18 protein-coding genes are annotated in these 17,942 nt (G+C 66.7%); 8 read left to right on the top strand and 10 right to left on the bottom strand.

The window, feature by feature from the left end; genetic code table 11:
• Positions 1-5: 5 nt before the first annotated feature.
• From ccmC to ccmI, 7 genes are all read left to right on the top strand, one after another.
• Positions 6-794 carry a heme ABC transporter permease CcmC gene (gene ccmC, locus KYT87_RS10540; protein ID WP_046804575.1) on the top strand — a complete coding sequence of 263 codons (789 nt, stop codon included), beginning with the start codon at positions 6-8 and terminating at the stop codon, positions 792-794.
• A complete protein-coding gene (ccmD, locus tag KYT87_RS10535) occupies positions 791-1,000 on the top strand; it encodes a heme exporter protein CcmD (protein WP_046804574.1) in 210 nt (69 codons plus the stop codon). Before ccmC ends, ccmD begins: the two co-directional genes overlap by 4 nt.
• Positions 1,001-1,083: 83 nt before the next feature.
• On the top strand, positions 1,084-1,611 hold the full coding sequence (ccmE, locus tag KYT87_RS10530) for a cytochrome c maturation protein CcmE (RefSeq protein WP_255594054.1): 528 nt from the start codon (positions 1,084-1,086) through the stop codon (positions 1,609-1,611).
• On the top strand, positions 1,608-3,632 hold the full coding sequence (locus KYT87_RS10525; protein WP_219992195.1) for a heme lyase CcmF/NrfE family subunit: 2,025 nt from the start codon (positions 1,608-1,610) through the stop codon (positions 3,630-3,632). The genes ccmE and KYT87_RS10525 overlap by 4 nt, the downstream gene beginning before the upstream one ends.
• Entirely contained in the window at positions 3,629-4,150 is a 522-nt protein-coding gene (locus KYT87_RS10520; protein WP_219992194.1) for a DsbE family thiol:disulfide interchange protein, read from the top strand. The genes KYT87_RS10525 and KYT87_RS10520 overlap by 4 nt, the downstream gene beginning before the upstream one ends.
• A 182-nt stretch (positions 4,151-4,332) precedes the next feature.
• Entirely contained in the window at positions 4,333-4,782 is a 450-nt protein-coding gene (locus KYT87_RS10515) for a cytochrome c-type biogenesis protein CcmH (RefSeq protein ID WP_370512743.1), read from the top strand.
• Positions 4,779-6,305 carry a c-type cytochrome biogenesis protein CcmI gene (gene ccmI, locus KYT87_RS10510; RefSeq protein WP_219992193.1) on the top strand — a complete coding sequence of 509 codons (1,527 nt, stop codon included), beginning with the start codon at positions 4,779-4,781 and terminating at the stop codon, positions 6,303-6,305. Before KYT87_RS10515 ends, ccmI begins: the two co-directional genes overlap by 4 nt.
• Positions 6,306-6,313: 8 nt before the next feature.
• Here ccmI and KYT87_RS10505 read toward each other — a convergent pair whose 3' ends face one another.
• The 5 genes from KYT87_RS10505 to KYT87_RS29770 all read right to left on the bottom strand — a co-directional run bounded on the left by KYT87_RS10505 (position 6,314) and on the right by KYT87_RS29770 (position 12,269).
• Positions 6,314-9,496 (bottom strand): tetrathionate reductase subunit A, encoded by a 3,183-nt coding sequence (locus tag KYT87_RS10505; protein ID WP_219992192.1) that lies wholly within the window; start codon positions 9,494-9,496, stop codon positions 6,314-6,316.
• Positions 9,497-9,516: 20 nt separating this feature from the next.
• The gene (nrfD, locus tag KYT87_RS10500) at positions 9,517-10,551 is read right to left on the bottom strand and encodes an NrfD/PsrC family molybdoenzyme membrane anchor subunit (protein WP_219992191.1); all 1,035 of its coding nucleotides are present in this window, start codon (positions 10,549-10,551) and stop codon (positions 9,517-9,519) included.
• A gap of 19 nt (positions 10,552-10,570) precedes the next feature.
• Complete coding sequence (gene dsrO, locus KYT87_RS10495) at positions 10,571-11,341, bottom strand: sulfate reduction electron transfer complex DsrMKJOP subunit DsrO (RefSeq protein ID WP_046804567.1); 771 nt, start codon at positions 11,339-11,341, stop codon at positions 10,571-10,573.
• Positions 11,342-11,470: 129 nt separating this feature from the next.
• Positions 11,471-11,911, bottom strand: a complete 441-nt coding sequence (locus KYT87_RS10490; protein ID WP_255594165.1) for a DNA-deoxyinosine glycosylase — start codon at positions 11,909-11,911, stop codon at positions 11,471-11,473.
• A 235-nt stretch (positions 11,912-12,146) separates the two neighbouring features.
• Positions 12,147-12,269: a hypothetical protein gene (locus tag KYT87_RS29770; RefSeq protein WP_255594053.1), complete on the bottom strand. Its 123-nt coding sequence runs from the start codon at positions 12,267-12,269 to the stop codon at positions 12,147-12,149.
• A 337-nt stretch (positions 12,270-12,606) separates the two neighbouring features.
• Between KYT87_RS29770 and KYT87_RS10485 the strand changes: the two genes are divergently transcribed.
• On the top strand, positions 12,607-13,470 hold the full coding sequence (locus tag KYT87_RS10485) for a pirin family protein (RefSeq protein ID WP_046804566.1): 864 nt from the start codon (positions 12,607-12,609) through the stop codon (positions 13,468-13,470).
• Between the two features lie 16 nt (positions 13,471-13,486).
• Here the strand turns inward: KYT87_RS10485 and KYT87_RS10480 are convergent, their stop codons facing one another.
• The 5 genes from KYT87_RS10480 to KYT87_RS10460 form a co-directional block, all read right to left on the bottom strand.
• Positions 13,487-14,038, bottom strand: coding sequence for a helix-turn-helix domain-containing protein (locus tag KYT87_RS10480; RefSeq protein ID WP_046804642.1), 552 nt, complete (start codon positions 14,036-14,038; stop codon positions 13,487-13,489).
• A gap of 173 nt (positions 14,039-14,211) precedes the next feature.
• A complete protein-coding gene (locus KYT87_RS10475) occupies positions 14,212-14,904 on the bottom strand; it encodes a 3-oxoacid CoA-transferase subunit B (protein ID WP_219992189.1) in 693 nt (230 codons plus the stop codon).
• Positions 14,901-15,497 (bottom strand): CoA transferase subunit A, encoded by a 597-nt coding sequence (locus KYT87_RS10470; RefSeq protein WP_255594164.1) that lies wholly within the window; start codon positions 15,495-15,497, stop codon positions 14,901-14,903. The genes KYT87_RS10475 and KYT87_RS10470 overlap by 4 nt, the downstream gene beginning before the upstream one ends.
• Before the next feature lie 68 nt (positions 15,498-15,565).
• Positions 15,566-16,798 carry an acyl-CoA dehydrogenase family protein gene (locus tag KYT87_RS10465; RefSeq protein ID WP_219992187.1) on the bottom strand — a complete coding sequence of 411 codons (1,233 nt, stop codon included), beginning with the start codon at positions 16,796-16,798 and terminating at the stop codon, positions 15,566-15,568.
• Between the two features lie 21 nt (positions 16,799-16,819).
• A complete protein-coding gene (locus tag KYT87_RS10460) occupies positions 16,820-17,800 on the bottom strand; it encodes a tripartite tricarboxylate transporter substrate binding protein (RefSeq protein WP_219992186.1) in 981 nt (326 codons plus the stop codon).
• Between the last annotated feature and the right edge of the window lie 142 nt (positions 17,801-17,942).

Below are 17,942 nucleotides of genomic sequence, written 5' to 3'. Positions count from 1 at the left end.
ACCCCATGCAGAAGCGACCTGTCTTCGATTCCGGTTCCATTGCAAGGGCGGACGCAAGCGCCGGCTATGGCTGGATGCGCTATGCCTCTGCCGCGCTGTTCTACCCGCTTGCCGGTCGGCTGATTCCCTGGCTGGCGTTGGCGGCCGCGCTGTTTGGTGCAGCGGGCTTGGTCGTGGGCCTGGTCGTCGCGCCGCCGGACAGCCAGCAGGGCGAGGTCTACCGCATTCTGTTCATACACGTGGCGGCCGCCTGGATGTCGATGTTCCTGTACCTGGTGATGGCGGCATATGCCACGCTGGGCCTGGTCTACAACACGCGCCTGTCCTTCATGATGATGCGCGCGCTGGCGCCCACCGGCGCGCTGTTCACGTTCCTGACCTTGTGGACCGGCGCGCTCTGGGGCAAGCCCACCTGGGGCGCGTGGTGGGTCTGGGACGCGCGGCTGACCTCCGAGCTGATTCTGCTATTTCTGTACCTGGGCTTCATCGCGCTGCAAGCGGCCACCGACGATGTGCGCCGGGCCGACCGCGGCGGCGCCATCCTGCTGCTGGCCGGCGTGGTCAACGTGCCGATCATCTATTTTTCGGTGCAATGGTGGAGCACCTTGCATCAGGGCGCATCTATCGGCCTGACCACCGCGCCCAGCATGGCGCGCATCATGGTGGCCGCCATGCTGCTGATGGTGGCGGCGTTCTGGCTGTACAGCGCGGCGGTGGCGCTGGCACGCGTGCGTGGCCTGATCGCGCAACGCGAACCGGGCGCCGTGCGCCCCAGCCGACCGGAGGCGCCATGAGCTGGGACGCGTTGTTCTCGCTGCAAGGCCATGGCCCTTACCTGCTGGGCGCCTACGGCGTGACGGCGGCGTTGATGGCGCTGGAGGTATTTTCGCTATGGCGCCGCGCGCGCAAGCGGTCCGGCATGCGCAGGCCGCGCCAGCAGTTCAGCCCGCCCCCATCGCGCGGTTTGTCCGACCCGCCCGCTTCGTCGGGGCGCCCATGAGTCCGTCGAGGCCCCGGTCCATGAGTCCCGCACATGCGCCCGTCCATGAGGCCGTGCATGAGGCCCGTCCATGAGGCCAGTCCATGACCCCGCGTAAGCGCCGCGCATGGGCCATCGCGGGCGGCCTGGCGTTGTTGGCGATGGCCACGGCGCTAGTGTTGAACGCGCTGCAATCGAACCTGGTGTTCTTCTTCAGCCCCAGCCAGGTCGTGGCGAACGAGGCGCCACGCAGCGGCAGCTTTCGCGTGGGGGGTTTAGTCGAACAAGGCTCGGTGCGGCGCGAACCGGACGGCGTCACCTTACGCTTCATCGTGACCGACACCGAGCACACCGTGCCCGTCACCTACCAGGGCCTGCTGCCCGACCTGTTCCGCGAAGGCAAAGGCGTGGTGGTTGCCGGCAAGCTGGATGCCGACGGCGTGTTCCGCGCCACGCAGGTACTGGCCAAGCACGACGAAAACTACATGCCGCCGGAGGCCGCCGACGCGCTCAAGCGCGCGCGCAACGCCCCCAGTGGCGTCGATGGCGCCGATGGCAAGGCCGGCGGCACGCAGGGCAGCGGGCCCAACAACCTTGCCGCTGCCGGCCCCTTGCGCCCGGAGGCCCGATGATTCCCGAGATCGGCCTGTTCAGCCTGATCCTTGCCCTGCTGGTGGCGTTGGCGCAGGCGACGCTGCCACTGATCGGCGCGGCCACCGGCTGGCAGGCAGGGTTGCGCGTGGCACGCCCCGCCGCCGTAGGCCAGTTCTGCCTGACAACGCTGGCCTTCGGCTGCCTGGCGTGGTCGTTCGTCGATAACGATTTTTCGGTGTTGTATGTGGCGGGCAATTCGCATGCCGACCTGCCCGCGGCCTATCGCTTTGCCGCCGTGTGGGGCGGGCACGAGGGCTCGCTCCTGCTGTGGCTGTATCTGTTGTCTGCCTGGACGCTGGCGGTTGCCGTCTTCAGCCACCGCCTGCCCCTGCCCTTTACCGGCCGCGTGCTGGCGGTCATGGGCTGGGTCAGCGTGGGCTTTCTGCTGTTCATGCTGTTCCTGTCCAACCCGTTCGAACGGTTGATGCCGCCCGCCATGGCCGGCCGCGACCTGAACCCGCTGCTGCAAGACCCCGGCATGATCGTGCACCCGCCGATGCTGTACATGGGCTACGTGGGTTTTTCCGTGGCCTTCGCCTTTGCCATCGCGGCGCTATTGTCCGGTGAGTTGGACGCGCTGTGGGCGCGCTGGGTGCGGCCATGGACCTTGGCCGCGTGGACGTTCCTGACCGTGGGCATCCTGCTGGGCAGCGCATGGGCCTACTACGTGCTGGGCTGGGGCGGCTGGTGGTTCTGGGACCCCGTCGAAAACGCGTCGTTCATGCCCTGGCTGGCTGGCACTGCGCTGATCCATTCGCTGATCGTCACCGAGCGCCGGGGCGCATTTCGCAGCTGGACGGTGCTGCTGGCCATCTGCACGTTTTCACTCAGCATCCTGGGCACGTTCCTGGTCCGGTCGGGCGTGCTGACATCCGTGCATGCGTTTGCCGTGGACCCGGGACGCGGCCTGTACATCCTGGCCTTCATGACGGTGATCGTCGGCGGCTCGCTGGCGCTGTACGCGTGGCGCGCGCCGTCGGTGGGCCTGGGCGGCGGGTTTTCGTTGCTCTCGCGCGAATCCCTGTTGCTGTCCAACAATGTGGTGCTGACGGTGGCGGCGGGCGCGGTGCTGTTGGGCACGCTGTACCCCGTGGTGCTGGACGTATTGGACTGGGGCAAGATATCCATCGGCCCGCCCTACTTCGAAGCGGTGTTCGTGCCGCTGATGACGCCGGCGATCTTCTTGATGGGCGTGGGCCCGGTCGCGCGCTGGAAACAGGCCGAAGTGCCCGACCTGGCGCGCCGCCTGCGAGCGGCCTTCGCCGTCAGCGTCGCAACCGCCGTGGTTCTGCCGCTGGCCATGCCCGGGCCGGCGCGGCTGGGCTCGCCGCTGGTCATGCTTGGGCTGTGGCTGGCCGCCTGGTCAGTAGCCTCCTGCGGCGCGCACGCGTGGCAACGCTTGAACGACGGCGCCCACGGACAATGGCTGCGCCGCCTGGCTCGGCAGCCGCGATCCTGGTACGGCATGCTGCTGGCGCACGCGGGCATCGGCGTCTTCATCGCGGGCGTCACGTTGGCCAACGGCTATGAAGTCAAACACGAGATCCGCATGGACGTCGGCGCCACCCAGGAAGCGGGCGGCTACGCATTCAAGTTTGCCGGCATCGCGCCCGCCACCGGCCCCAACTACACCGCCCAGCGCGCCGAATTCATCGTCACGCGCGATGGCAAACCCGTGGTGACGCTGTATCCCGAAAAACGCCTGTACACCGTGCAGGACATGGCGCTAAGCCAGGCCGACATCGACACCGGCCCCACGCGCGACCTGTTCGTGGCGCTGGGCGAACCGGTGGACGATGCCGGCGGTAACACGGCCTGGACGGTGCGCATCCAGGTCAAGCCCTTCATGACGTGGATCTGGGCCGGGTGCCTGTTGATGGCGCTGGGCGGCTTGCTGGCGGCGGGCGACAAGCGCTATCGCCGGCAGCAGGAAGCCGTCGCACGCCAGAACCCGCCCGCCGTGGCACCGGCCCGGCGTCAAGCCCGGGAGGGCTATTGATGCGCTACGCGCTGCCGCTGGCTGTCTTCATGGCAATCGCCGTGTTCCTGGCGATGGGGCTGTCGCGAGACCCGCGCGCCGTGCCATCGGCCATGATCGACAAGCCCGCCCCCGCCATCAACCTGCCCGTGCTGCAATCGCCCGGCGAACGGCTGGACGTGCAAGCGCTGCGCGGGCAGGTGTGGCTGCTGAACGTGTGGGCATCCTGGTGCGCGCCGTGCCAGGAAGAAGTGCCCGTGCTGCGCGAGGCCGCCCGGCAATATGCCATTCCGCTGTACGGGCTGAACTACAAAGATCAGCCGGACGACGCCGCCGCCTGGCTGGCACGCAACGGCAACCCGTACGTCGCGTCGGCCAGCGACACGGACGGGCGCGTGGGCATTGAATATGGCGTGTACGGCGTGCCGGAGACCTTCGTGATCGACGGCGCGGGCCGCATCCGCCACAAGCATCTGGGCTTGATCACACCCGACATCTTTCGGTCGCGGATATTGCCGATCATCGAGGCGCTGAAATGAGACGGCGGCATAAACCCGGGATAGCAGGATTGACGGAGCTAAGGCCAACGCTGCCGTCGGAACCGGCGCGAACATCGACGGCCGTCTTGGCCTTCTTGCCGCCGTTCTTGCCGCCGTTCTTGGTGTCGTTCGTGATGCCACTCGTGATGTCACTCGTGATGCCAGTCTTGATGTCGCTCGTGATGTCATTCGCGTTGTCATTCGGCGCATCAGCTGTGCAGGCCGCTTCGCCGCCCGCCCCTGCCGCCCTGCCCGCGCTATCGCCCGCCGACCAGCAACGCGCCGACAAGCTGGCGCACGGGTTGCGCTGCCTGGTCTGCCAGAACCAGAGCCTGGCTGACTCCAACGCGCCGCTGGCGCATGACATGCGCAAGCTGATCCACGCGCAACTGGCCGACGGCCGCAGCGACGCGCAAATCATGCGTTTCTTTGAAGACCGCTATGGCGACTTCGTGCGCTACGACCCGCCCTTCAAACCCATAACGTGGTTGCTGTGGCTGGGGCCGTTCGCCCTGCTGGCGTTGGGCTTCTGGGTGTTGCTGCGCACCCTGAAGCGGCGCGCCGTGGCGCGCGCGCCGCTGACGGCCGACGAGCGCGCACGCGCCGCGAACTTTCTGGACACCGGCCCATGACCACGCTCTGGATCGTCGTCGTGCTGCTGTTGCTGGCGACCTTGCTATGCCTCATCCCACCTCTGCTGCGCCGCGCGCCGTCCACCGCGCCCGCCGCTGACGAAAGCCTGCGCGCTTTCTATCTGGCGCAGCGCGAGCAATTGCAGCGCGACGTGCGCAGCGGCAGCCTGACGCCCCAGGCCAGGCTGCGCGCGGAAGAAGAATTGCAGCGAGAACTGCTGCAAGACCTGGCGGCCAGGCAGCCCCGCGTGGGACCGGCGGGCGGCCAGCGCGCCGCCTTGGCCGCCGCCTGCCTGTTGAGCGTGCTGGTGCCCGTGGCTGCCGTGTTGCTATACGGCAAGCTGGGCAATCCGCGCGCGGTGGCGGACATGACGGCCACGCGCGCAGCGCCCGCGCATGCCAACATGGCGCGCGGCAACGCGGCGAACGGTGTACAGAACGGTGTGGGGATCGACCCGTCGATTGGTTTGCAGAACGGTGCTGCGAGCGACCCGGCAATCGGTGCGGCGCCGAATAATCCGGCAGCCAATGACAACGACAGTGACAGCGCCAACGACATGGCCATGGCCATCAACGCCTTGGCCCGGCGGCTGCGCGCCGCCCCGGACGATGCCGACGGCTGGTACATGCTGGCGCGGTCCTACGAAACGCTGGGGCGCTATACGGACGCCGTGGCCGCGTATCGGCAGGTGTTGCGCCTGGTGCCGGGCCAACCCGTCGTCTTGGCGGACCTGGCCGACGCGTTGTTGTCCGCCAACCAGGGCAAGCCCGACGCCAACGCCATCGCGGCGGTGGCCGAGGCGCTGGCCAATGACCCGGACCAGCCCAAGGCGCTGGCGCTGGCCGGCATGATGGCGTTGCGTCGGGGCGACGCCGCCGAGGCGAAGGGCCATTGGCAGCGGCTGCAAGCGTTGCTGCCGGCGAACTCCGACGCCGCGCGCCAGATCCAGTCGAACATCGCGCAGGCACGCGCCATGGCGGCCGGCGCATCGGTCTTGCCGACGACTGGCGTCAAAGACGGAGCACCGGTCATGCCGGCAACTGACGCCAAAGACAACGAACCGAGCATGCCGACCCGTGGCGCCCCAGGCGGCGAACCCGTCATGCCGGCCAGCGGCCTTCAGGCCGGCGCACCGTCGGCCAACAACGCAAGCGCTAATGGCAACGCCACGGCTGCCCCCGCCCGTCTATCCGGCACGGCGCGCATCGCCGACGCCCTTCGCGATCAGGTGCAGCCCGGCGATACCGTCTTCATCCTGGCACGGCCGGTCACGGGCTCGCGCATGCCGCTGGCCATCACGCAGTGGCGCGTCTCTGACCTGCCGCGCGCGTTTGTGCTGGATGACGGCAGCGCCATGTCGCCGGACGCAACGCTGTCCAAGGCCAGCCGCGTCCGCGTCGAGATCCGCATCAGCCGCTCGGGCAAGGCGGCGGCCGAACCCGGCGACCTGTCGGGCGTGCTGCCCGACGTGGACATCCGGGCCAGCGACCTGGAGCTGGTGGCAGACACCGTGGTGCGCTGACGCGCGCCTCAGACCCGCTCGATCCGCGCCGGCAAGCCCTGGCGCACGGCGGCGCCGGAGACCCAGTCGATCCACACGTTGGCGTGCACGCCACGCGTGGCGTCGCCAAAGCCCAGGTCATTCAGGTTGACCCCCGCCGCCAGCGACGCGTCGTGCGCCATGGCCTTGCCGTCGATGACGTGCGCGCGCGCGCCCAGTTCAGTGTGGCCGTATCCGTGTTCGATGCCGACCGCGCCCGGCTGGATGCCATCACACAACAGCGCCAGCCCGCTCACCGCGCCGCCCGGCGTCACGATGCGCACCGCGTCGCCGTTGCGGATGCCCAGCCGTTCGCCGTCCTGGCGGTTGATCGACACGGGGTTATGCGGATGCACCTGCCGAAGCCGGTTCACCCCGATCGACATCGAACTCATCAGGTTCGACTTGAACGAAGTCAGCAAGAACGGCCAATCCTGCGCGGGATACTCGGCGCGCACGTCGCGGCCATCCGCCAGGCGCGGCGGATACCACGTGGGACAGCCGCTATAACGCTCGCCGGTCATGGCGTGGCGGAACCCGGCAAGGTCCTCGCTCCATACGTGCAGCGGCTTGGTGTACGCGGCGCGCGTCTGCCGGCCCGAACCGCTTTGCACCCAGGCGTCGTCCATCTTGTCGAAACGCCCGCCCCGGCTCATCAGCATCGCCACCTGCCGCCACTCGCCCGGTTTCAGCTTGCGTTGCAGCAGGTCGCGATAGCGTTCCACCCCGGTCAAGGCCATGTCTTCGTCGGTGGCCTCGGGCACGGCGCGTCCGCCCGCGAACGCGATATTGGCCATGCCGCGCAAAAAGAAGTCCTCGGGCGTGTCCAGCGCGTGCTTGCCACCGTCCTTGTCCGTGATGGCGTTGGCGCCAAAGCCCGGCATGCCCAGGCGTTTGGCGCAGGCGATCAGGAACGTTTCCAGGCAGACCGGTTCATCGGTGGCGGTGCGCGCCACCAACGGCTCCACGGCCGGCCAGCGCACGGTGGACGCCTTGGCGACCACGTCGGCCCACGGCGCCGACACGCCCCAGCTTTCATAGGTAACGGTGTCGGGCACGATGTAGTCGGCCAGCGCGTTGGTCTCGTTGATGAACGGGTTGATCGACACCGACAGCGGCAGAATGCGCGGGTCCTTCATCTTGTCGGCCAGCAGGGACTTGAAGCCCGCGATGCCGTAGACCGGGTTGCTCATGTGGTTGAACCACACCTTGGCGCGATACGGGTACCCCGCCAGCGCGGAGGCCAGCATCTCGGAACTTAGCCCGCCGGTGGCCGGATACCACGGCGCCGATGCCGGATAGGCAGGCTGGCCCGCCGCCTTCTTGCGCGAGAATTCGCTGGATTTCTCGTAGGGAAAACGGTTGCGCGACAAGGCCACGCCCTTGGGCGTGGCGCGGTTGGCAAAGCCGGCGATGTTGTAGCGCGGCCCCGGGCCGTAAGGCGGGAACGGGCCGGCGTCCAGCACCAGGCCACCGTCCACGTTCAGGTTGCCCACCAGCGTGTTGAGCATGGCGATGGCGTAGGCGGTGTAGAAGCCTGCGCCGCTCATCGTGCCGCCATGCGCGTCGGCCACGGCGCGCTTGCCGTAGCTGGTGAAGCGCTGCGCCAGCTGGGCGATCTTTTCCGCCGGCACGCCGCACAGGTCGGCGTATTCATCCAGCGATTTGCGCTGCGATTCCTCGCGCAGCAGGGTCAGCGACGAACAGACGCGCAGCGCATCGGGCGCGCCCGCCAGGCCCGGTGCAGCGATGCGTTCGTCCACGAACAGCGTCGCGGGCGATGCGTCCGTGTGCGGGGCCAGCGTGCCATCATCACGACGCACCACGTACACGTCTTCCCACTTGTCGCCGGCGTCCGTGGGGCGCGGCCAGCCCATGTCCGCGCCTCGCAAAAAAGTGCCCAGGCGCGGGTGGCCGGGTTCGGCCACGACCAGATGCGTGGCGTTGGTCCAGGCGGCCTCGCCCGCCGCCTTCATGGCCTGCGGCCCGGGCTGCGCCAGCGCCTTGGCGTCAAAGCGTTCGTTGTCCAGAATCCAGCGGATCAGGCCCATGGCCAACGCCAGGTCGCTGGCGGGATTCACGGGCACCCATTCATTGCCGGAACCGGCCGACAGGCTGGACGAGGCCGGCAATACCGGCGACACGACCACGTAGGTGAAGCTGTCGGCCTGCGGACGCACGCGCGCCTCGGCCAACTGCCGGGCCTGGCGCTGGAACGGATTGCCGGCCTGCGCGGGCGCCGCCCCGATGAAGAGGCCGAAACGCGCGTTGTCCCAATCCGGCTTGCCATGCGGCATGCCCTTCAGGTCGCCCAATGCGGCGCCCGCGCCCACCCGAAAGCTCTGTCCGCAATACGACCCGTGATTACTGAAATTGACGGTGCCGAAAGACTGCGCGGCAAAGCGCTGGATCAGCGGCGTGCGGCCTTCGTTGGACGCATCCGTGAACAGGAATTGGTTGACGCGCGCGCCGTACTCGGGGTTTTCCGGGTCCAGCAGCGTGTCGCGGTCATAGATGGCGCGCAGCCCGTCAACATGGCCTTCGCCGAACAGGTCGCCGCCTTCGCACACTTCCTGCACCAGCTGCTCGAACGAAATGCTTTGCCACTGGCCTTCCCCGCGCGCACCCACGCGCTTTAGCGGTTGCAGCACGCGGTACGGGCTGTGCATCTGTTCAAGCATGGCCGAGCCGCGCGCGCAGGATGTGGCGCGCCCTTCCAGCCCGTTGTCGCCGCCCAGCTGCGCGTAGACCTCGCGCACGGGCGCTTCCATGGCCGCCGGCCGCGTCGTGGCCAAGGGGTGGTATGGGTTGCCGGCCACACGCAGAATGCGGTTTTGCGCGGTGTCCACGCGCAGGCGCACGCCGCACTGCGTCCAGCAGCCCAGGCAGCTGGACGGGCTGACTGTCTGGCCCGGCTGGGCGCTTAAGACGCCGGTCAGCGGGTCGATGCGAAATTCGGGCGTCAACGAGTTGCCGCGCACCGCGTGCGCGGTCGGCACGCCGGCCGTGCCCTGGGCCAGGCCCTTGACGGCCCGCGCCACCGTTTCGCCGTAGCCGGCCGCAAAGGCGGCCATGCCACCGGCGACCATGCCGCCGCGCACCATCAGCTTGCGCCGGGCGGCGTCATCCGGCGTATCCACGCCGGGCTTGTCGTCTTCGTGTTGCTTGTTCATTGCTTCGTGTTCCATTGCGGTCAGCCCGCCAAGCCGCGCTTGCGCGCCGGGTAGCTTTCCAAGGCCCAGGTCACCGCCGTGATCAGCGCCACGCACAGCCCCAGCACCCCAACCATGCCCAGCAGCCCATCGCTGCCCCACGGCATGTCATACAGATACAGGCCCGCGCCATACTTGGGCACGCCCTGCACGCTCATGAAGACCACCCAGCGGAAGATCCAGGCGGCGCCCAGCATCATCAGCGCCAACGTGGCCGAGGGCAGCGGTGCGGCAAGCGCTTGGGCCGGCCGTTGCAACAACGCAATCATGCAAAGGCCCGTGATGACCGCGCCCGCCAGGCTGATGCGCCAGATGGGAAAGTCGGCGAACAACCGCAACGCCGCGTCAAACGACGGGTCGGCGCCCAACAGGCCCAAGCCCGCCCAGGCGCCCGCGCCCACCGCCATCAAAATCACGGCGGACAAGCTCAGCCCGCGCAACGTCTCCACCGGCAAGGCCTTCATGCCGCCGGGCAACCAGCGGCCCACCAGGAACATGGCGCCCAACGCGCCCAGCCAGGCCGTCAACGCGAAGTTCACGGGCAGGAACGCCGTGTGCCACAGGGGCCGCGACCGCAGCACCATGACTTCGGCGCCGGTGTAGACCAGGATGGACGCGGCAGACAGCGCCAGCCCGACCGCCAACACGCGCAGCCAACCGATGCGCCCCCACCACCACGCCGCGCAAAACAGCACCGACAGGCCGACGAATACAGGCAGCAACAAGGCGCCCAGCCACATCCACGACCAGGGCGTCAGGTGCGCATAGAAGTGCCAGAATCGGCCGGGCTGATGCAAGTCGGCCAGTAGAGAAACAGGCGCCGCGATGGCGCTGACCAGCAGCACGGCCACCGCAGCCGGCAACAAACGGCGCAACGGCGACCCCGCCGGGCCGAACGCGGCGAAGGCGGCGGTCAGCGCCGTGGTGGCCGCGATGCCGATTAGAAAGAAATACTGCACGGCCCAAGGCAGCCAGGCGGCGTCGTAAACCGGCGTGAGCAATTCCGAGATCTGCATGAAAGTCCCCTTTGATGGCTCAATGCCCGCCGGCCAGGCGCACGCCGGCCTGGCCGTCGACCTGGTGGACGAACGCATCGGGCAAGCCGATGTAGTAGACGTGGGGGTCGGTCTTCATTTCAGGTTTCAGCACCTTGATGTCGGCCTTGTGCTCCACCAGCAGCTTCGAGATGGCGCTGTCCGGATCGTTCATGTCACCGATGACGCGCGCGCCGCCCACGCAGCTTTCCACGCAGGCCGGCAGCAGCCCGGCTTCCAGCCGGTGCTCGCAGAACGTGCACTTGTCGGCCGTTTGCGTGTCGTGGTTGATGAAGCGGGCGTCGTACGGACAAGCTTGCACGCAATAGGCGCAGCCCACGCAGCGTTCGTTGTCGACCAGCACGATGCCGTCTTCGCGCTGAAACGTGGCCTGCACCGGGCAGACCGGCACACAGGGCGGGTTGTCGCAGTGGTTGCACAGACGCGGCAGCATCACCATGGCGCACGGGCCGCCATCGTCGGGAGTCACTTCGTATTGCAGGACGGTGGTGCGGAACTGGCCGATGGGCGGCAGATTTTCCAGTGAACAGCTGACCGTGCAGGACTGGCAGCCAATGCACTTGCGCATGTCGACGACCATGCCGTAGCGCTTGCCCGCCATGCCGGGGCGGCGCGGCGGCTGGCCGTTCAGGCCCGTGGCTTCGGCGTGGATCGGGATGACGGTGGCGGCGGCGCCAAGGCCGAGCAGCCCTTTGAGGAAGCCGCGTTTACCCCGCAAAGGGGGGTCGGAAGAGACGGGGGATGGGGGCATTGCGGATAACTCCGGACAGGTAACTTCTTGTTGTTATTACCTTATCACCGGAAGTTATATAGACCGTTGATCTGAATCAAATCGGGGACAGAGATCCGTGCGCCCTTCCCCCGTTGGCGATGGCCGGGATTACAAAGTCAGCGCGGCGCGCCAGGCTGCCAGCTTCGTGTCGAACGAGGCGGCGGCATGGGCCGGGCTGGTCGATGGCAGGTCCACGTAGTCCAGCGCGCGTGCCTGCGGCGGCAACGTCGGCAGCACGTACCGGCGATACAGCGCCCCGGCCTTGGCCCCGTTGAAACACACGCGCGCGACGGCCGGGTGGGCGTTGAAAAAGGCCGCGAAATCATTGGGCACCAAGGTGTCGTGGCGGATGTCGGCATCCAGGCTGCCCGGCCGCTCGCAGGCATCCAGCACGTCCCACAGCGCGACGCCCGCGGCGCGCAGCGCTTGCAGCCGCTGCGGGTATTCCAGCGCCGCATCAAAGCCCAGCACCTGGGCCGCAATGGGCCAGAACGCGTTGCGTGGGTGGCCGTAATAGCGCGCCTGGCGTAACGAAGCCACCCCCGGCATGGACCCCAGCACCAACACCCGCGCATCGGGCGCGGCAACCGGCGCAAAGCCCCGGACATGGTCGGTGGGGCCGTCGGGCGCGAGAGTCTCGTCAGGTTTCATGGCGGCAGGATACGCCAGCTGGCCGAAGCGGCGATACGCCGGTCGGATGAAAGCGGGATACCGCCGGCTGACTCAAGGCGGGATACCGCCGGCTGACTCAAGGCGGGATACCGCCGGCGGGCGCAATGCCGGGTCAGGACAGCGCCTGCCACAGCATCCAGATCTTGCCGGCCAGCAGCCCCACGGCCAGGGCGACGGCGGCCACGGACAGGTGCGCGGCGTGGGAACGGAGGCGGGAAAGCAAAGTGGTAGTCATGGATCTGGGCGTCAGGTATTGGGTGTCGGATATCGGGTGGCAAGAAGAAAAGCCGGGCCGGGCAACGTCGTGCGTCCGGCGGCAAGGGCTTCACGATAGGGAGACAAGCCCGTCCTAAAAATCGGATTATTCTTAAAAAATGGCGCCTCGTTCTTCTGGCCGATAGCCCTAAGAATGAGCCGCCGTTCTTCAGGATCCGCGCAAGACAAGGCCGGGGGTCGTCCGATTCATGGAACAGTCCTTATCAAAATCCGAACTACTGAAAGCCCTGTTCCGCCCTAACCTTTATCCCCATGACGAACGGCTCCAAAGGGGCCGCGCAATAGGAATAGACGCCATGAAAAAGATCCTCGGCCTGCACGCCGCCCCCCGCCCCCACTGGGTCGGCGACGGGTTCCCCGTGCGCTCGATGTTCTCGTACAACGACAAGGGCAAGAATGTCAGCCCCTTCTTGCTGCTGGATTACGCCGGCCCGGCGAAGTTCGAGCCGGCCGACCACCCGCGCGGCGTGGGCCAGCATCCCCATCGCGGTTTTGAAACCGTCACCATCGTCTACAGCGGCGAGGTCGAGCATCGGGACTCCACCGGCAACGGCGGCGTCATCGGCCCGGGCGACGTGCAATGGATGACGGCCGCCTCGGGCATCCTGCATGAGGAATTCCATTCCCCGGCGTTCACGCGCACCGGCGGCGAGCTGGAAATGGTGCAGCTGTGGGTCAACCTGCCGGCCAAGGACAAGGGCGCGGCGGCGGGCTATCAAGGCATCTTGAACGCGGACATTCCGGTGGCGGCATTGCCGGACGAGGCAGGCAGCGTCCGCGTCATCGCGGGCAACTTCGACGGCCACGCCGGCCCGGCCCGCACCTTCACGCCGATGGACGTGTGGGACGTGCGCCTGAAGGCGGGCAAGTCCGCGACCTTCCCGGTCGCCGCGGGCCGCAACAGCATGCTGGTGGTGCTGCGCGGCACGCTGCTCATCAACGGCGAATCCGTGGCGCGCGACGCGCAGCTGGCGTTGTTTTCACAAGACGGCGAAGACATCACCGTTGAAGCCAACAACGACGCGGTGTTCCTGGTCTTGAGCGGCGAGCCCATCGATGAACCCGTGGTGGGCTATGGCCCCTTCGTGATGAACACGCAAGCACAGATCGTCGAAGCCATCCAGGACTTCAACGCCGGCCGCTACGGGCAGATGCATTGATACAGAAGGGGTGCCGCTAAAGCAGCATGGGGTCGCGGCTGGTCACCACGATCAGCCCCACCCCTTCTTTTTTTCCTACGGAAACCAGCTTGTGCGGCATTGATGAATTGAACTGGACGCAATCGCCCACATCCAGGATTTCCTTTCTGTCGCCCACCGTCAGTTCCAGCTTGCCCGCCAGCACGTACAGGATCTCCTCGCCGTCGTGATGGCTCAGAATCCGCTTTTTGGCCCGCCCGCCGTTGAACTGGCCAGGCCGGATGACAAAGGCACGCATCAGCCGGTTGCCGTTGGCACCGGCCACCAGCGACAGGTATTCGCTGGCTTCGTCGGGTCCGGCATCCTTGGCGCGCACGATGGAAAATTCGTCGCGCTGTTCCGACTTGCCGAACAAGCGATCCACGTTCACGCCCAATGCATGGGCGAGCTTGAACGCGGTTTCGATCGACGGCGTGGAAATTCCCCGCTCGACTTTGGATATGTAGCTACGCGTCAGCCCACAGGACTGTGCCAACTGCTCCAAGGTCAGGCCTGCCTGCACGCGAAGAAGCTTCAGTTTTAGCGCCACGTAGAAATCCTTCAGGATGGGTATCGGCACCGCGCGGTGGGCGGCCGGGTTGATATCCTGGGGATTGTATGCAGATTCGTGCGGCCGATCGCGCCCGCCTGCGTTCATGCGTTCAGGCGCTCATTCGTTCCAGGCGAACGGCCGCCGGCTTCCTCAAAGGGCGCTGTGTTGCATCACGCGCCCGCCGGCTCCATAGTGCCGTCTTCGCGGATAACCCCAAGGCGGCAGCCAAACTGAAGCGGCGCCTCAGTCATGGCTTGCAGTGCCTCCGGCGTCAGCCCTTGCCGTACCGCCTCGACGCGCAGGCCATCTGGCTCCACGGCCATGACGCAATAGTTGGTGAATACGCGCTTGACCACGCCCACCGCCGTCAATGGCAAGGTGCAGCGCCTTACCAGGCGGGGCACGTTGTCCTTGGTCACGTGATCCATCATGACCCAGATCTGCTTGGCGCCCACGGCCAGGTCAACGGCGCCGCCGATCGCGGGCGGCGCGCCGTCAACATTCCCGATATTCCAATTGGCCAGGTCGCCAGATGCGGACACCTGAAAGGCACCCAGCACCGCCACGTCGATGTGCCCGCCCCGCATCATCGCGAATGCCATGCTGGAGTCAAAGAAGGCTCCGCCGGTCTTGATCGTGACGGGGCTTTTTCCCGCATTGATCAGGTCGAAGTCTTCCTCACCCGGGGCCGGTTTGGGGCCCAGGTTGAGCATGCCGTTCTCGCTATGCAGAATCACACCCCGTTCGTCGGGCAGATGATCGGCAATCAGGGTCGGCGCGCCGATGCCCAGATTCACAAAGGCATTGCGCGGCAGGCTGTGCGCGACCATTCTGGCCATGCTGTCTCGGGTCAAGGGGTTCATGCGCGCTCCGCTAGAAAAACCCTGTCTACAAAGATGCAGGGCGTGATGATGGCTTCGGGGTCCAGGTTGCCGGGAGCCAAAATTTCAGCCACCTCCACCACGACGGTGTCGGCAGCGGTGGCCATGACCGCCTGGTGATTGCGGCCCGTCTTGTTGTAGACCACATTGCCCATGGTGTCGGCGGCGCGGCCTCGCAGCAGCGCAAAATCCGCTTTCAGCGGCAGCTCCAGCAAGTAGGTCTTGCCGCCGACTTCCAGCTGTTGCTTGCCATGCTCGAACAGCGTACCCACGCCGACGGGGCTCAGGAATCCGCCCAGCCCGGCCCCGGCCGCGCGAATCCGCTCAACCAGCGTGCCTTGCGGCACCAACTCCAGTTCAACCGTGCCTGCTCGATACTGCTCAGCAAACGCCGCGGCGCTTCTGGGGTAAGAGCAGATGATCTTGCGAACGATCTTCGCCTCGAACCACGCCGATAGGTCGCCCGCGCCGGAGCCGGCATTGTTTGAAATCACCGTCAGGTCGCGCACGCCAGCGGCCAAGACGGCTTCGATCAGGCGCCGGGGCAGGCCCGCCCCGCCAAAGCCGCCCACCATCACGGTGTGTCCGTCCTGCAATCCAGATAGGGCCGCGCCGGCCCCGTCCACAACGATGTTTCTCACGTCTATTCCCCTTCCGTCGTCACGCAATAATCTTTGGCCAGGTTCTTTCCGACCCGGTCCAGCAACAGCTGGCCAGTGCCGTCCGTGTAGGCGGCAAAGCGCAGTTCCGCCTGATGCATCGACAAGCGCAACGCGGGCGTGGTGCCGATCGCGCCCACGCAGCGCAGGCACTGGTCCACTCCCCAGATGGCGGTATCCACGGCAAACTTCTTGGCCTGGGCCGCCACCGTCACGGCGTCGTTGCCGTCGTTGAGATGGCGGGCCGCCTGCACCATTAGCGCGTTGGCCGCTTCCAGACGCGTGGCGACCTCGGCCAATTCCCAGCGCAAGCCCTGGTGGCCGATCAGCGGCTGGCCGAAGGTGGTTCGGTCGGCGCAATAGGCAACGGTTTCGGCCAGCGCCGAGTACAGCGTTGCGGTGCACATCGCCGCCACATGAACGCGCGCGGCGTTGATCGTGGCCATCGACGCCTTGAACGCATCGCCAGGCGCGCCCAGCATGGCCCAGTCGGGCACGGGGTGTTCCCGCAGTTCGATCTCCGCAAGCCGAAACGACGCTCCGCCCACCGTGCTGATTTCCCGGCGCGACCACGTCGGCGCGGGCGCGCCAAGGTCCACGAGGAAGCTTGCGATCGGCCCCTCGTCCTGCCCAGGCGGCACTGCTTTGGCCATCACCAGCGGCAGGTTCACGATCTGCCCATTGGTCACCCAACGCTTGGTGCCCGACAGCAGCCAACGCTGGCCAGAGGGCTCGGCGCGCATCGACAAGGCGGAAAGATCGCTGCCCGCCTGGGGTTCGGACAAGGCCGGCGCGCCCAGCAACTGCCCGCTTGCCAGCCCGGCAAGGTAAGCCTGCTGTTGCCTGGCGCTGCCCCCGCGCGCGACCCGCGTGACGGAGCCCTGAAGGTTGTTCAGCGAAAAGGCCGTGGCAAAGCTGTGTCGCGCGACCTCTTGGGCCAAGCGGACCTTGCACAGAAACGACGCGCCGAGCCCCCCCGCCGATTCGGGCGCCTGCAAGGCCAGAAAGCGTTGTGCGGCCCAGTCATGCAGGATCGTGATCGGATACGGCTCGCCCAATGTAAAGGCGGCATGGGCGGCTGCGGCTACGTGCTGGTGGCAAAAGGCCCGGGCTTGTTGAATGGCACGTTGTTCGGCGTCATTGAGCAATGCGTCCAATGGGGCAAAGAACCCTAATTTTCCGGCCAGACTGGCGCCGGTCGAGGAAGAGGCAGTCATCATCGTGCTCGTTCAGGGTGCTCAGTTGACGGGAATGTTGGCGTCGACCACGAAGGTCTTCCAGTACGCGATTTCCTGGTTCACGTCTTTCTGGAATGCCTGCGGTGTTGAGCCCGGGATCGGCACCGCGCCGATCGTTGCCAGTTGCGCCTGAAAGGTCGGGCTGCGCACCAGCGTCGACACGGCCTGGCTCAAGCGCTGAACCACGCCCGCGTCCATGCCGGCCGGGCCGGTCAGGCCGAACCAGGGCGACAGTTCCATGGGGCGGGCGCCCGCCTCGGCCAACGTGGGCACGTCCGGGAAATCCGGCGACCGCTCGGGCGCCGCGATGGCCAACGCCTTCAGCCTTCCCGACTTCACGTGCGCGGCAATCGTGGCTTCGGTGAAGAAACCCACCTGCACGACGCCCGCAATCAGGTCAGTGATTGGCTGCGCGCCCCCGGGATAGCTCACGAAGGTCATCTTTACGCCGTTGTCCATATCGAACAAGGCGCCGCCAATGTGCGACGTTGCGCCGTAGGTTCCGCTGTAATTCAGCTCGCCGGGGTGTTTCCTGGCGTACGCGATCAAGCCCTTGACATCGGGTATCGGCAGCTTAGGATCGATGACGACGAGGTTGCGCTGTTTGGCTATTTTTCCGATGTAAGTGAAGTCCTTGGCGGCGTCGTACGGCAACGTCTTGTTCAACGCTACCCCACGCGTCTGCGACGATTCCACGCTGACCAGCAAGGTGTAGCCATCAGGCGCGGCCGCGGCCACTGCCCGTGCAGCGATCACCCCACCGGCCCCGCCGCGATTCTCGACCACGACGGGCTGGCCCAGTTGTTCCGACAGGCCCTTGCCGATCAACCGCGCGATGATGTCCGTCGGCCCGCCGGGCGGAAAACCGACAAGCAGGCGAATGGGCTTGCCGGGATACGCGTCGGCCAACACATGGGAACTGGAGCCCATCGCCACCACACAAAAGCTCGCCGCCAACAGTCGTGACAATCCAAATTTCATGAACTTCCCCTTTTGTTGGCCTTGGCGTCAACGCACCGACCGTGGGGAAAGCATCGACTTATGTACACTTTGTGTCATTAGGGAAACTACCGGGGCGTCGAAAATATTTGGTCCAAAGGCCGCCACAGACCGTGGTAACGAT

Source organism: Achromobacter sp. ES-001 (assembly GCF_019448355.1).
In the GTDB taxonomy this organism is placed as follows: Bacteria; Pseudomonadota; Gammaproteobacteria; order Burkholderiales; family Burkholderiaceae_B; genus Achromobacter; species Achromobacter spanius_B.
Note: the sequence above shows the minus strand (reverse complement) of the source record. Positions and strands in the feature narration are given on the sequence as shown.